The 13,305-nt window shown below is 49.8% G+C and carries 11 protein-coding genes; 3 read left to right on the top strand and 8 right to left on the bottom strand.

Annotated elements, in window-relative coordinates; all coding sequences use genetic code 11:
• Positions 1-143 precede the first annotated feature (143 nt).
• From EL645_RS03440 to EL645_RS03430, 3 genes are all read right to left on the bottom strand, one after another.
• Positions 144-2,096 carry an MraY family glycosyltransferase gene (locus tag EL645_RS03440; RefSeq protein WP_126548730.1) on the bottom strand — a complete coding sequence of 651 codons (1,953 nt, stop codon included), beginning with the start codon at positions 2,094-2,096 and terminating at the stop codon, positions 144-146.
• A gap of 109 nt (positions 2,097-2,205) precedes the next feature.
• The gene (locus EL645_RS03435) at positions 2,206-3,741 is read right to left on the bottom strand and encodes a UDP-N-acetylmuramoyl-L-alanyl-D-glutamate--2,6-diaminopimelate ligase (RefSeq protein WP_126548729.1); all 1,536 of its coding nucleotides are present in this window, start codon (positions 3,739-3,741) and stop codon (positions 2,206-2,208) included.
• 73 nt (positions 3,742-3,814) lie between these two features.
• A complete protein-coding gene (locus EL645_RS03430; RefSeq protein ID WP_126548728.1) occupies positions 3,815-4,855 on the bottom strand; it encodes a queuosine 5'-phosphate N-glycosylase/hydrolase in 1,041 nt (346 codons plus the stop codon).
• Positions 4,856-5,274: 419 nt separating this feature from the next.
• Here EL645_RS03430 and EL645_RS03425 point away from each other — a divergent pair, with 419 nt between their 5' ends.
• Both EL645_RS03425 and EL645_RS03420 read left to right on the top strand, forming a co-directional pair.
• The gene (locus tag EL645_RS03425; protein WP_126548727.1) at positions 5,275-8,154 is read left to right on the top strand and encodes a sensor histidine kinase; all 2,880 of its coding nucleotides are present in this window, start codon (positions 5,275-5,277) and stop codon (positions 8,152-8,154) included.
• Between the two features lie 119 nt (positions 8,155-8,273).
• Positions 8,274-8,540 carry a MarR family transcriptional regulator gene (locus tag EL645_RS03420; protein ID WP_161977073.1) on the top strand — a complete coding sequence of 89 codons (267 nt, stop codon included), beginning with the start codon at positions 8,274-8,276 and terminating at the stop codon, positions 8,538-8,540.
• Between the two features lie 205 nt (positions 8,541-8,745).
• Here EL645_RS03420 and EL645_RS03415 read toward each other — a convergent pair whose 3' ends face one another.
• Entirely contained in the window at positions 8,746-9,411 is a 666-nt protein-coding gene (locus EL645_RS03415; RefSeq protein WP_126548725.1) for a sigma-70 family RNA polymerase sigma factor, read from the bottom strand.
• 157 nt (positions 9,412-9,568) lie between these two features.
• Between EL645_RS03415 and EL645_RS03410 the strand changes: the two genes are divergently transcribed.
• Positions 9,569-9,871 (top strand): anti-sigma factor family protein, encoded by a 303-nt coding sequence (locus tag EL645_RS03410; RefSeq protein ID WP_126548724.1) that lies wholly within the window; start codon positions 9,569-9,571, stop codon positions 9,869-9,871.
• A gap of 108 nt (positions 9,872-9,979) precedes the next feature.
• Here the strand turns inward: EL645_RS03410 and EL645_RS03405 are convergent, their stop codons facing one another.
• The 4 genes from EL645_RS03405 to EL645_RS03390 all read right to left on the bottom strand — a co-directional run bounded on the left by EL645_RS03405 (position 9,980) and on the right by EL645_RS03390 (position 13,296).
• Positions 9,980-10,297 carry a hypothetical protein gene (locus tag EL645_RS03405; RefSeq protein ID WP_126548723.1) on the bottom strand — a complete coding sequence of 106 codons (318 nt, stop codon included), beginning with the start codon at positions 10,295-10,297 and terminating at the stop codon, positions 9,980-9,982.
• A 17-nt stretch (positions 10,298-10,314) separates the two neighbouring features.
• Positions 10,315-10,821, bottom strand: a complete 507-nt coding sequence (locus tag EL645_RS03400; RefSeq protein WP_161977072.1) for a DUF2085 domain-containing protein — start codon at positions 10,819-10,821, stop codon at positions 10,315-10,317.
• A 13-nt stretch (positions 10,822-10,834) separates the two neighbouring features.
• Positions 10,835-11,518 carry a cytochrome c biogenesis CcdA family protein gene (locus EL645_RS03395; RefSeq protein ID WP_126548721.1) on the bottom strand — a complete coding sequence of 228 codons (684 nt, stop codon included), beginning with the start codon at positions 11,516-11,518 and terminating at the stop codon, positions 10,835-10,837.
• A gap of 92 nt (positions 11,519-11,610) precedes the next feature.
• A complete protein-coding gene (locus EL645_RS03390) occupies positions 11,611-13,296 on the bottom strand; it encodes a HEAT repeat domain-containing protein (protein ID WP_126548720.1) in 1,686 nt (561 codons plus the stop codon).
• Between the last annotated feature and the right edge of the window lie 9 nt (positions 13,297-13,305).

The following is a 13,305-nucleotide window of genomic DNA, read 5'->3' as shown; positions in this document are numbered from 1 at the left end:
TTTTCCTCTTTGGCGCCTGCGGAGCCGGGTGTGGAGTGTGCGTGGTGGGCGGTCGCGACCGCCCACCACGCACACTCCACACCTGAAAGAAGGTCCATCGTATCGCTTGCTCGCGATCTCAGGGCTTTTTAATGTGTGTTTCCCTATTTTTTCGGTAGCTCCTGCCGGCGCGAGGTATGGGTGCGGTTATTGGTGGATGGGCTATTCTCCTTGTTCGGCAGCTCTTTTGTCTGCTTACTCACCAGCACCTCACCGTTGAGCGGTGTTGTTATCCTTAGCTCTTCATCATCGCTCTCAATAGGATAATCTGGAGTATTAGTGGTCCATATCTGGAGAGGCCCACTGTGACTCTCTTCCTCGCTGACAGGCTCATAAGGATTGGGCAGATCTGCCGGCGGCAAGTTGCCCTCCAGAATAGGCTCTTCTTTTTTGCGCAGAATATCCTGGCGTCGAATCGGCTGCGTCTCTTGTTTTTCGAGCGCTAATTGGCTTTCCAGTTCATTGAGTAGATGAACTATTTCGGGCCGCAAGATACGATTGCGTTCCGGAATGCGGGTCCACTGCGCCTGCGCGGCTGGATAATAGCCGGCACGGTAGCAATAGAGACCTAACATCGCTCTGGCATCAAAGATGGTCATACGCTGCCAGAGGGCCAGTTCTTCTGCTGGCGTCTCAATCACGTCTTCACTGGCCTCTACTACCTCGACCAGGTGATAGAGTCTTAGGCCCATAATGCGGAAAGGATAACCGTAGTAGAGGGCCAGGCGGTAACGGCGGGCGCCTGCCACAAGATGTTTACCAACAAAGTAATTTTTTGACCAGGAGCCACTGGACCAGATCAAGATAGCCAGGAGTATAATCAGGAAACGTCCAATATAGCGTTGCCATGAGAATGGTACCAGGCTGACCATGATTCCAAGTACGGCGAAGCAGGCTCCCAGGGCCCAGGCGGCATAAACCAGGCGCCGGCGATCCCACCCTAGCAGATCGAAATGATGGTGGAGTGGTGTTGCCAGAAAGGGCAAAGGAAATTCTGTATGTGGCACAAAGGTTTCTGTATGTGCGAAGCGCAGGATGGTCAGATAACGGCGGAAGAAGCGGGTCAGTACACGGGCTGAAATCAGAGCCGAAAGGCCCTCCAGCACAAAGGCGCCGCCGATCATCAATAGCAAGGTTTCATTGCGTGAGAAGATGGCGATCATGGCCAGTAGACCACCCATGCCGAGAGCGCCGCTATCTCCCATATAGATTTTCGCGCGCCGGGTGGCATGTCCACGGCGGGCCGCCCAGGCCGAGGGCCAGTTCCATGGCAGGTAGCCCAGAATCGCGCCGGCCCCTAAAAGCGCCAGCACCTCTAACACAACACCATTAGGCTGGGTCCCTACCAGACCTGTGACTACGATACCCAATCCTAATGAAGCACTGAAGACCAGCCCACCAGCCAGCCCATCCAGTCCATCGCTAAAGTCGACCGAGACCGAAGTGAGGCTTCCGATTACTCCGGTCATAAGCATCAGAAAGATCAACCAGCCGTAGTAGGCCACGGGATTGCCCGCAACCGAACAAATTTCTGGATGATGCGCGATAGGGGTGGGGCAGAGAAATGTATTGAGGATAGGGAGATCTTTCCACAGGCTGTAAGAGATTTGTCCACTTTGCGGTAGCAGGTAAAAATAGAGTGCCGCAGCTATCGCGCCTACCAGGAATACGCCAGAGAACTTGGCGATCTCTGAGAGGCCTTCATTGCGATAGACTTTACGCCAATCATCAAGAAAGCCGACCAGTACATAGCCCAGCATTGCTCCCAGGGAAATGAAGAGTAATATCCATTGATCCAGGGAGAAATCAAGCAAGTAGCCAGAGGCGATGCCGACCCCAATGATTGCCAATGTAAAGGCCGGACCGCCTACCAATGGCAATTCGATAGTTCTGATTTCGCGTTTCCCGGTAGGAAGGTCAGCGCGATGGGTGCCGGGTTTGTGCTCACCACTGCGAAACTTGGGAAAAAGCAATCTGGCCACCTGGCATAGCAAGGTACTTACTATGGCACAGCCGATAAACACGAGTAGTAATAACCACGGAGAATTTGGATTCATATGTACTCCCAAGACGTAATGATGGCCTATTCAAACAATTGTTGTTGTCTCGCCCTACGCAGGGCACTTATTTCCTGGCAGATCTGCCAGGAGCAGTAAGCGTTGTATTTCACGCCAGCCATCCCTGCTTTTTGAGCTGTTCGCGCGCAACCCGGCGGTCATCCCAGGGAAGCTTTTCCCTTCCCATGATGATGCTCTGCTCATGTCCTTTGCCTGCCAGGAGCACCGTATCGCCAGCCTGTGCGTGTTCAAAAGCGGCGGCGATGGCCTGGGTACGGTCTGCGATACGCAGGAAATCTTTGCCCTCACGTTTCCCGGTCGCGCTAGCCCCAGCGGCAATTTCTTGTAAAATAGCTTCTCTATCTTCGTCGCGTGGATCTTCGTCGGTGATCACAAAGAATTCAGTCTGTTCAGCGGCGATGCGTCCCATTATGGGCCGTTTTTGCAGGTCGCGCTCACCGGCGGACCCAAAGACCAGGATCAATTTGCCCGTTGTCAAAGGCCTTAATGTCGCAATTACTTTTTGCAAACTATCAGGTGTATGGGCATAGTCCACAATCACTGAGAACGGCTGCCCTTCCGCGATTGTCTCCATGCGTCCAGTGACGCCGGATACTGATGCCATGCCGCGTTCGATGTCAGCAATACTGATACCCTGACTGTACGCTGTAGCAATAGCTGCCAGGCTATTACTGACATTAAAGCGCCCAACCAGGCGAGTTTCGATATGTGCCTCTCCATCGGGCAGTAGTACGCGGAAACTGGTACTCTGTGCACCCAGATTAAGATCAACGGCGCGTACAGCGGCTGGTGTGTCGATCCCATAATCTAATATAGGTACTTGGCAGTAAGGCTTAAGCACCTCATAACTAACATCATCACGGTTCAGGATAGCGACTGGATGAGCATTGATACCTTTGTCGCGTTTAGGATCGAGCATCTCAAACAGGCGTGCCTTAGCTCGTCGATAGGCCTCAATGGTTTTATGAAAATCCAGATGCTCATGGGTAATATTTGTAACCACGCCGACATCGAAATTACAGCCATGGACACGACCCAGTTCCAGCCCATGTGAAGTTGCCTCGACAATCGCATAGGGGACCTGCGCCGAGACCAGCCGTTGGAGAAACTCCTGGATCTCCAGTGCCTCCAGCGTACTCTGGCGGGTAGCATTCTCCCACTCTTGCCCGGCCATCTTAAAATTTGCAGTGGTCATCAACCCATTGCGTCGTCCTGCCGTATCAAATAGCGTGCTGATCAGGTTACTGGTCGTAGTTTTTCCGTCTGTACCAGTAATACCGATCGTACAGAGCTGATCAGCGGGATAGCCATAAAAAGCGCGAGCCAGATCAGCCAGGGCAATGCGAACATTGGGAACCTCGATGTATGGCAGCGGCAATGTCTGTGTAGTCGCGGCAGAAATTTTTTCGCCCACCGCTATACTGGCACCGCGTGCCGCAGCATCTGCGAGATAGAATTGACCATCTGTATGGGTACCCGGTACGGCCACAAAGAGTCCATGCTCTACAACTTTTCTAGAGTCGTAAGCGATGGCTGTAATCTCGCTCGTCGTATCGAGTGAATCGTCTTGTTGTGTGCGCCATGAATAATTTTCTAGCGCTGTCAGTAATGTTTGTAATTGCATAAGTTGTTATTTTACCATCAGTATTTGTATTTATCAGTAAAACGACTGGTCGTATGGTAGTGTCCTGTACGCATCAATAGTATATCGTGCGTGTCCGATGATAGGGATGCATCTCTTCTGAACGTTGCCCGAGTAACCAGAGACGCATATCGATCTCTGCGGCAGTCATAGCATGTCCCTGTCGTTGTAACGACTGGCGCAAGAGCTCACATGCCCAGATCGTACAGGCGCGGATCTCCACTTCTTCCTCACTACCAGCCTGAATAAGCTCTTTATTGTCAACTTTTTGAGCCAGGTGTAACTCATATTCCAGTACATTATATTCGCGCAACACCTGAGGTAGTTTATAATCAGCGAAAATGGTCAATTGGTCCTGGTCAGCAAACTTTCCCCAGTCCTGGCCATGAAAAGAACCACTGATATCGGCGACTGTAATTTGTGCTCGTTTCAAGAAACGCACCTGTTGACCACGATAGGATGTGATATCGCGGAACGAGGGAAAATCCCGTTCCAGTAAGAGAACGAGTTTGATCGCATTTCTATCGGCTTCTTCTATCGCATTGGTAAATTGGCCTGCGTAGCGATCAAGTAACACCTGTCCAACTTCGCGTGCGTTGTGAACGCGTTGTTCAAAGAGAGGAATTGTGCCAGAGCCACGAAAAATATGGGCTATGGTTTCTTCTGGTATCGTGCGTAAATATTCAGCGTCCCAGAGTGGTAGACCTTCTTCTACGGCTCGTTTCAGGGCGGCCGCTTCAGCCCAGTAGCCATTAAGGGTTTGCCCTTGATAGTCAATGGACCAGCGGGCTTGACCTTTTTCAGCCCAGAAACAAAAATTCAGTGCATCCAGCAGCAGCAACCAGTTGACAGTACGTGCTGTACCATCTGAGAAATGATAGCGTTCATCCCATAAGGGGATATCCAGCTTCTGTCCCTGTGTATCTGCTTGTAGCCAGCGTTTACTGAGTTTCTCTATCTGATCTGTATTAATCCATACATCTTCACCGAGTTCAACGACAGTACGTGTGCTGGTCAGGATACCCAATGGATCGCTTGTTTGTATTGTGAAGCTCTCATTACCCTCATCCTCGGGCCAATGTGTAAGCTCTGCCATAATCGCGCCTCTCTGCTTTTTTCGCTTCGATTCTACAAACAAACCCGCGTTTCGTCAATCATTCATCCATCAATGGATGGATGATATAGGTAATATCGGCTGATTCGCATGCTTCGTTGTCAGCTGTTCTATCGGCGATGCCTTGCTTTTCATATAACGATTATCGCTTTCTCTTTGTTGCAAGCACACAGGGCACGTAATTGTCCATGTCTTTGTGCCTTTTGCTCGGATCAGTGGGATTGGCAATAGGCGAGCTATCAGTACTAGATAGGGTGCTCGAATGGCATCTAAACTTGACAATAATGCGTATACTTTCTATTATCTTTTATAAGCTGAAGGAAATTGTATTATTAGTAGTGGAGTCTTAAAAACGAGAACAAGCATCAATATGGTCTGCTTGAAAAGAGGCGACTTTACACATGCCACGTATACATCAAATATTTATGAAATCTCAGCGTCTCCTGATCATATTGCTGGCTATTGTGGCCTTTATTCTCCTATTGCTGATTGATGGAAATTATATTTTTTATGCTACGGTGCGCAATGAGGTGGAAGGAGTTGTTTTAGGGGCAAGCTTCGGTTTTTCACTTATCCTCTCCATGTCGTTTCTCGTGGTGGGTGTCTTTGTCTGGTTATATGCACGCAACCGGCAGGTAGCATCTCCTGTGTTAGGTTTATGTTTATCGTTAGGGGTTGCATTTACATTGCAGGGGAGAGATCCTACAAACGGGTGGTTAGATTTTTTGACGGGGACGAGCAGTAGCTTATCGGTTATTTTCCTGAGCGCTTTTCTGATGATCTTCCCTCATAATCTTCTCCAACTCACTGAACCACATGTATCAAAGCTTGTGTCCTGGTTATCACGGCTCTATCTCTGGATTATTAGCCTGAGCGGCGCATGGATGATCTCCCTGTTTTTTGTCTCCTATGTATTGATGATAAAAGTATCATCCTGGTTATATCTGAGTAATTGTGTCTATTTCTCGCTCGCTTTTGTGGGCATTTTCTTTCTTCTCATCTATTCGTATCGCATTTCATCGTTGTACCGTGAGCGCCAGCAGATCTTGTTATTTGTGGGTGGGGTCATTATAGTTGCAATCCCCCTGTTGATATTTACCGTATTTCCTATAGCTTTGGGCATGGCGCCGTTTAATGGTCGTCTCACGGCAGCGACGCTCTGCTTTTTCCCGCTGGCACTGGGGTATTCGATTCTACGTTACCAGATTTTGATCTTTGATTCGTATATCTGTAAGGCTGTTTCTATTATTTTTGGTGTCGTGGTTTTTGCTACTCTGACCTATGTAATCGTCGCCCTGGGCAATATTTTTCTCATCAATCCAGTTCTTCCGCACCGTAATCTCTACGAGTTGCTGATTGTCTGCCTGGTCACTTTTCTGGCTCCCGCAGTCTGGTGGCTGGCGAAAATGTTGAGTGAGAAAATTTTCTTTCGCGAGATCTCGCGTTATCGCCGTTTGCTTGTTGACTCAACTATGCTCACAGATGAAACCCTGGAGGTACGTGATGCAGCCAGCCTTATTACAGCGGTGGCGATCCGCATCTTTGAGACAGCCCAGGTGTGCGTTTTTGTCTTTGACGAGAGTCGTGAACAGTACTGCCTCTCACCCGCACTGGTAGATAATGCAAGCGATGAGGCACGGCGCTCGTTGTTATGCGCGCTGTTGCAGACATTGCATGTACCAGAACGCATCCATGAAACCAGGGTGGATTATCTGGATACCTTCTTACCGGCGGTACAACGCCTGGAGGCAGCCCGCCGCCCCCTTTTAATCAGTGAGGTTGTTCGTTCGGTGGATGATGAGCCGGTTGGCCTGGAGCGCTATCTGACCTCACCTTCCTCTCTGGGCGAAAAAGAATGGCTGCTGGCCCCTATCCGGGCTCAGGGAAGGATGATTGGCATACTGGTGCTGGGCGAGCGCGGGGACCAGACCTATGCAGGGCCTGAGTTAGAAGTTGCGCAGTTGTTGGTGACGCAGTTCTCAACATTGTTGGAGACGGCGCGGCTCTATGCGCGTACCACCCGGCATACCTCGCTACTCAATACCCTCTATTCGATAAGTAGCCTACCCAACTCGGCGTTCAATACCTTACAAGAAGCCATCAATACCTACACCATAGTAGCTGCTGAAGCTACGGCCGCGGCGGCTGAGATGTGGTTATACGATCACCGTCTCCAGCAACTACAACTGGTGGCTGCTACAGGTCGTGGCTCAAGTCTGGTTGAGCAGTCGCTGCTCTCCAATGTGCAGTCAAAGGATTGGATGACCTATTTCTTTCAAGGCAAAAGGACTTTTCTGGAGGATGACCAGGCAGCTGTTATTCCGCCATGCCTCCCTGGCAGACCTATTTCTCCTTTTGCCTGGTTGCCTTTACAGAAAAATGAGCGCTTTTTAGGAGTGCTGGTGGTAACCTACTCACATCCCCATTATTTTTTGAGAGAAGAGATGAGAGCTCTAGAGATGTTTGCCAGCCAATGCCTGGTTGCATTGGAGAATGTCCAGATGACCACTGAGCTGCGCGCAACCTATGAACGCCAGAAAGAGCTGGATCAACTGAAGGATCAGTTTATTATGACGGCCTCGCATGAACTTCGGACACCCCTGACTACCGTACTGGGTTATATTGAACTGTTAGATCAATACCATGAAAAGTTAGAAGCGGAATCGCGGGCCGAATTTATTGAGAAGGCACAACGTGGCTGTGACGAGCTTTCGTTATTGGTGAGTAACATTATGGATGCCGGCCGTGTCAACCTGGATACTGAAGTAGTACACCTGCGACCGATTGCCTTGTTAGATGCATTGTCCCATGTATTAGAAATTGTCGAGGCGACCCTGACTGGTGAGCAGCGTAGTATCAACGTAGAGATTGCTAAAGATCTTTATGTCGCAGCCGATGATGTACGCTTGCGCCAGGTGTTGCTCAACTTGATCAGTAATGCCCTCAAATATTCTCCAGCAGGTACTCCACTGCTATTTTCGGCCACCAGTGAGCAGCAGCAGGTTATTATGTCTATTCGTGATTATGGTCCGGGTGTTCCTCCAACCGATCAGCAGCGTCTCTTCGAGCGCTTTGTACGTCTGGAGCGAGACATCAATAGTCCGGTGCGTGGAGCGGGCCTGGGACTCTTTATCTGCCGCCGCTTATTAGACGTAATGGGTGGTCGCATCTGGTTAGAGAGCAGCGGGCTGCCTGGCGATGGCTGTATCTTTTCCTTCGCTTTGCAACTGGCGCCGAAAAAGCACGCTGCAGAAACAGAGACAGTACAACTTCCCGTATAATTCTCTCCCTCAATGCTTTCAGGAACGGTACCCGCTTTTCTTGTACACAACGTCATTTTCCATGAACGCATATAGTTGGTATATGCATAAGAAAATTTCATGTGTAGGAGAAAATGCGTATGACTATGGTGCGCCGGACATCTACCAGTGTTACCTCTCGTCAACTAGAAGTTCTGGCATTTCTGGCACGACGCGAACACTGGCTTGTTGGTGAGGTTGCATCCGCTCTCGGTGTGAGTTCTGCGGCAGCGACAAAGGCAATTGCTCGTCTAGAGCGTAAAGGATTAGTAACACGTTCGGTGGATATGATGGATCGGCGTTGTGTCAATGTGCGTATTACGCGTGCGGGCAATGATGCTATACGTCACATTGCTAAATCCGTGTAAAAGCATCCTCCTGGTATATATTCTCTGGCGGTATTGCCAGCGCGGAAGATCTTATGGCCATTCAATTGGATAAGCCTGCCCGCCTGGTGGCTGGCACGTCTCCTATCATCTGATACGCGTTGCAACGGTTGAGATGTAGTGACGGCGCTAGCCGCGACTGAGCGGTGTTCCCAATTGTATTTCATCGCATCCCAGTTAGTGGGATTTAAGAAGCTTCCGTTTTGACATACCCTCTGTCCTTAGCATATTGCCATAAGGATTTCTGTAATTGTCGGCGGGCACGTGAGATGCGACTCATTACGGTTCCGATTGGAATTTGTAATGCTTCGGCTATCTCTTTATAGGAGAGCCCCTCAATATCTGCCAGGATGATAGCCATTCTAAAGTTGGGAGGGAGATCGTTGAGCGCCTTATAGACATCTTCATCCAGATATTGATTTAAAACTTCTTCTTCGGCCCCCTGGCTGCGTTCCTGACCGCTTAAGTCGCGAATCTGGTTGTAGAGGTAGAACTCCTCACCTTCAGGTAATGCGATAGGCGTCGGGTGGTTTGCCTGCTTGCGATAACGGTTGATAGCAGATGTATTAAGTATGCGAAAAAGCCATGCACGTAGGTTCGTACCTGGTTGATAGGTATGAGCAAAACGGATGGCTTTTAGCATAGTTTCCTGTACCAGGTCTTCAGCTTCTTGTGGATTATTCGTCATCCGCAAAGCTGTGCGGTAAAGGCTATCCAGTTGGGCCAGTAATCCTGCCTCAAAATCCTCCGAAGGTGGCTCATTCCTCTGTGTTGGTTCGTTTTCTCTATCTTCTTCAGTCGTTTCTGTTATTTCTTCTGTGGGTAGCTCGTCGAAATGTGACTTATCCTGCATTAAATACTCCTCTGACAAGGGGCTCACCACGAGGTCCTCCTACTTTCTTACGGAAAGTATTATCAGTATATCTTATAGGTCCAGGGAATGAAAGGGCTACCTAATTATGTTAGAATGAACAGATAGAGTGGCGAGCTAGTGTAGGAGAAGTTTTACTATGGAATGTTTAGATTGTGTTGAGGCGACAGCACGTCTGCATCTTTATATCGATCGTGAACTCACCGCTGAGGAAGTGACGATCGTGCAGCAGCATTTAGAAGGTTGCCCACATTGTGAATGCCGTTTTCATTTCGATTTGCAACTAAAGAGACTCATTCATGAGCGTTGCACTATCCAGCGTGCCCCTACTCATCTAAGGGAAGCTGTAATGCGCCTGGCTCGTGGCGACCGTGGTACAATTGATGCTGATCTGGCCCATGAGATCAAGAAAGAAATTAAGGCTGATCTCGAAGGTTGCTAGGTATTACTCTTTCCCCTTGGGATTCCTAACCAGAGAGTAGCCGGTGGACATTGGTAAGTTCCTGGCGGTTATGTATTCTTATAATGCTTGGCTGTTCTATCGCGTGCGTTAGAGAGGAATTCCAAGAGCCTGGAAGAGTAGTAATTTGAGTTGGGCCAATATGAGCAGTTCTCCAGCAGCAGCCAGCAATGCAAGGCCGCAGAACGGGATGAGCTCGTAATAGCGCGTGAATGATTCATCGCGATGTTTGAGCAAGAGGAGAAAGATGAGGTTGACGCCACCTATGGCACTGAGCAGACCCAATGAGCTCAGTATTGCTAATGGATAGAGAACTAGCCAGCTCTGGGATATAGCAGCATAGAAACATAAGAGCAATATTGGCAAGAACCAGCCCAACTCCTTCCAATCTGGTAAGCTGCGTTGCATGTTGCTCTGACGCCAGATTAGCCGTTGATAACTGGGAGCACAAAAATCCCCATCGCAAAGCCCGTTAAAAGGCCACTGCTCAAGCGCAGTAAGTTATCTGGATGGTAGAGGTGGGGTAGACCCAGATCAACTAAAAATGAGTTGATGCCATCGATGGCAAGAAAGAGAATGCCCGCGCTAAGCATGGCAATTTTGGGTTTATCTGGAAGTGCCTGAGCACGTCCGCGTTTCCTTGTATACAAGATAATCAATGTAACAATGAAACCCAGATAGATCCCCGTGTTTCGTGAGCACAGTGGTAATCTTTCGCCTCCCAGATACAGTGAGTGGGTTGCCAATTGCGCACAGATCCCACTATCTAACCAGCGCAAACGCTCGAGTAAATTCGCTCCTGGCCACCATATAAGGGTGGCCAGGAGCGCCACATAGAGTAATGCAAGCAGACCAGTGAACCAGGGCGATAGTCCACCAGTTTCGGGCGTCTTCTTTCTATACTGACGCACCACCATACCCTTCTGGGTCATATTATTTTCCGATCTATACATTAAAGCCCATATTAAAAAGCGAATTGATATAGGTAAGTACATTAAAGAAGATCATACAACCCACGATCATCATCAAGATCCCCGTACCAATCTCTATTTTTCCGAGATGAGGCTTAAACCATTTAAGTGCCCGGCTCATCTGATTAACACCCAGCCCCAAAATTAAGAAGGGAACGCCCAGGCCGAGCGAATAGATAAGTAGTAAGCCAACCCCTTGTTGCAGGGTCGTCGCGTTTGCGGCCAGAATCAAAATACCAGCCAGGATAGGCGTGATACAGGGTGTCCAGGCGATGCCAAAAATAAGCCCGACCAGTAGCGAGGCTGGATAACCAGGTCGCTCAGGTATGAATGTAAAGCGCTTCTGTTGATTAAGAAATGGAATTGTAAGCAGGCCTGTCAGGTGGAGGCCGAAGAGAACCATGATGATGCCTCCCGCCTGGCGTAGGATGGTCAGATGGTCTCTTAAAAAACTTCCCAATGTACTGGCGGTAGCCCCCAGGGCTACGAATGCGATAGTAAAACCCAGAACAAAAGTAGCGGCATGCAGAAATGTTGTCAGGCGTGTCGAGAAAGTCTGCTGGGTATTATTGGATGCTTGATAAACGCTGGGCCCTACCAATTGTGCCAGGTAGATAGGAACCAGGGGCAGGACACAGGGAGAGAGGAACGAGGCCAACCCGCGATAAAAGCTATGCCCAGGCTAATTTGTGTTGGATTCATGCATGCTCCTTGAACAGTCTTTTGTCTTTTGCTTTATAGTATAGGGGGTTAATTCAAACTGTGCAACGTCTTGCGCGCCTCATTTTGCTCTGCTTTTTGCCATTTTTTTAGAATTGCCTGAGCTTCGCGGGCCAGATTATGGGCGGAAGAGGGTTCTTCTTGTAGGCGCGCCAGTTCGAGCAAGGCGTAGACGACAATAGTATCTTCCGTGGTGGCAATCTCACCCAGAGCATGTAGGGCGGTGGAGGCGACATGCTCATCGGCATCCAGCAGGGCCTGTAGCAGGCTGCTAATAGCCCAGCGCGCTCCTATCTGTCCGTAGACATAGGCGGCGCAAGCACGCACGCCGCTATCGCTATCATTTAAAAGTAAAAACTGGCAATAGGGATGAAGATCTTTGGTGGTGTGTAAGAAATTGCCCAGGGCCGCGCACAATTCCAGTGCTCGCTGCCGTAATAGCGGACTGTTAGCGTGGAGCAACTCTATAATGGTGCCATCTTGAATAATTTCCTGGCTAATCTCCTGCCACGCTGGTTGTCGGCCGCTGTTGCGAGCTTGCCAGAGCAGTTGGGCCAGCGAGTCCAGGGCCGTCACCTGAATCTCTTCCTGGGGAGTGGCCAGGACGCGAAGTAGCCAGCGTACAATATGTCCACGCAATGGTGCACGCAGGGCGCCATGAAAACAGCGCAAACACTCGATAACTTCTCCCTGTCCCGGATGCTCTTTGTTCATGACAATCGTACCCAATACTGCCGCCACATATTCACCCCCACAGGCTGCCAGTGTATAGCATGCCTGGCGCCGTAAGTCTGGATGAATGGATTTGAGCATAGGTAAGAGCCGCATGGTCAATGTATGCTGACGCATCTGATGACGGAGAGTTTTATTGTGCTGCGCAATCTCTTCCAGTACTGTCAGGATAATAATTTGGAGTCGTTCATCAGTTGTCTCTAACAAAGGATAGAGCACCGTAACGGTTTGTGCGCTAGCGATCTTGCTGAGCGCATGGGCTGCCTGCTGAGCGATGTCAATATCGGGGTCGCCCAGCAGTTGGATCAAGTGGGCGCTGAGGCGCTCCTGTTGGTCAGTGGTAAGTTGTAGCGGGACCTCCGTTGCCAGAATAAATGTGGCGGCCTTACGTATTTCTGCGGGAATCTCTGCCAGCAATAAGCACATAAGTATCTCCAGTCCGGCAGGATCTCCATTATTCAGTAAAGCATAAGAGGCGGTGAGGCGGACCGGATATGTTTCCTGTTCTCCTTGATGGTGATGGAGTATGGTACAGGTGGAAGGATGCAAGCTATGGGTTCTGGCACGTGTCGCCAGGGCCATGGCGGCCGCGTAGCGGACTGAGGCCCAGCCTGTGTGAAGTCCCTGGCATAGAAGCTCTTCATTGTCCTCTTGTGGTACCAGGCTGGCTGCCTCCATAATGCTGGTCCATAATACGGGTCCGGGTGCATCGCCCAGGATAGGATGCTGTAAGAGCTCGGCCAGACTGATCTTCTCCAATTGACAGAGATGGAGTAAGAGCCGGCTGGTATGTTCGTACTGTGGTGGCCACCAGGGCCATGCTGGCCTGGTAATCTCTGGATAATTGCTGAATGTACTGAGTATGAGCGGGAGTATTGTTGATCCTTGTTTAGCGAGCCGACGACTGGCGCGTAGACGGGTTCGATATTCTGTTTTTGGACCAAGGAGGAGAGCGAGCGCCGCCTGAATGCTTTCTTGCTGCATAGACCACAA

The sequence above is a fragment of the Dictyobacter kobayashii genome (assembly GCF_003967555.1).
Lineage (GTDB): Bacteria > Chloroflexota > Ktedonobacteria > Ktedonobacterales > Ktedonobacteraceae > Dictyobacter > Dictyobacter kobayashii.
This window is presented reverse-complemented; position numbering and strand designations above follow the sequence as displayed.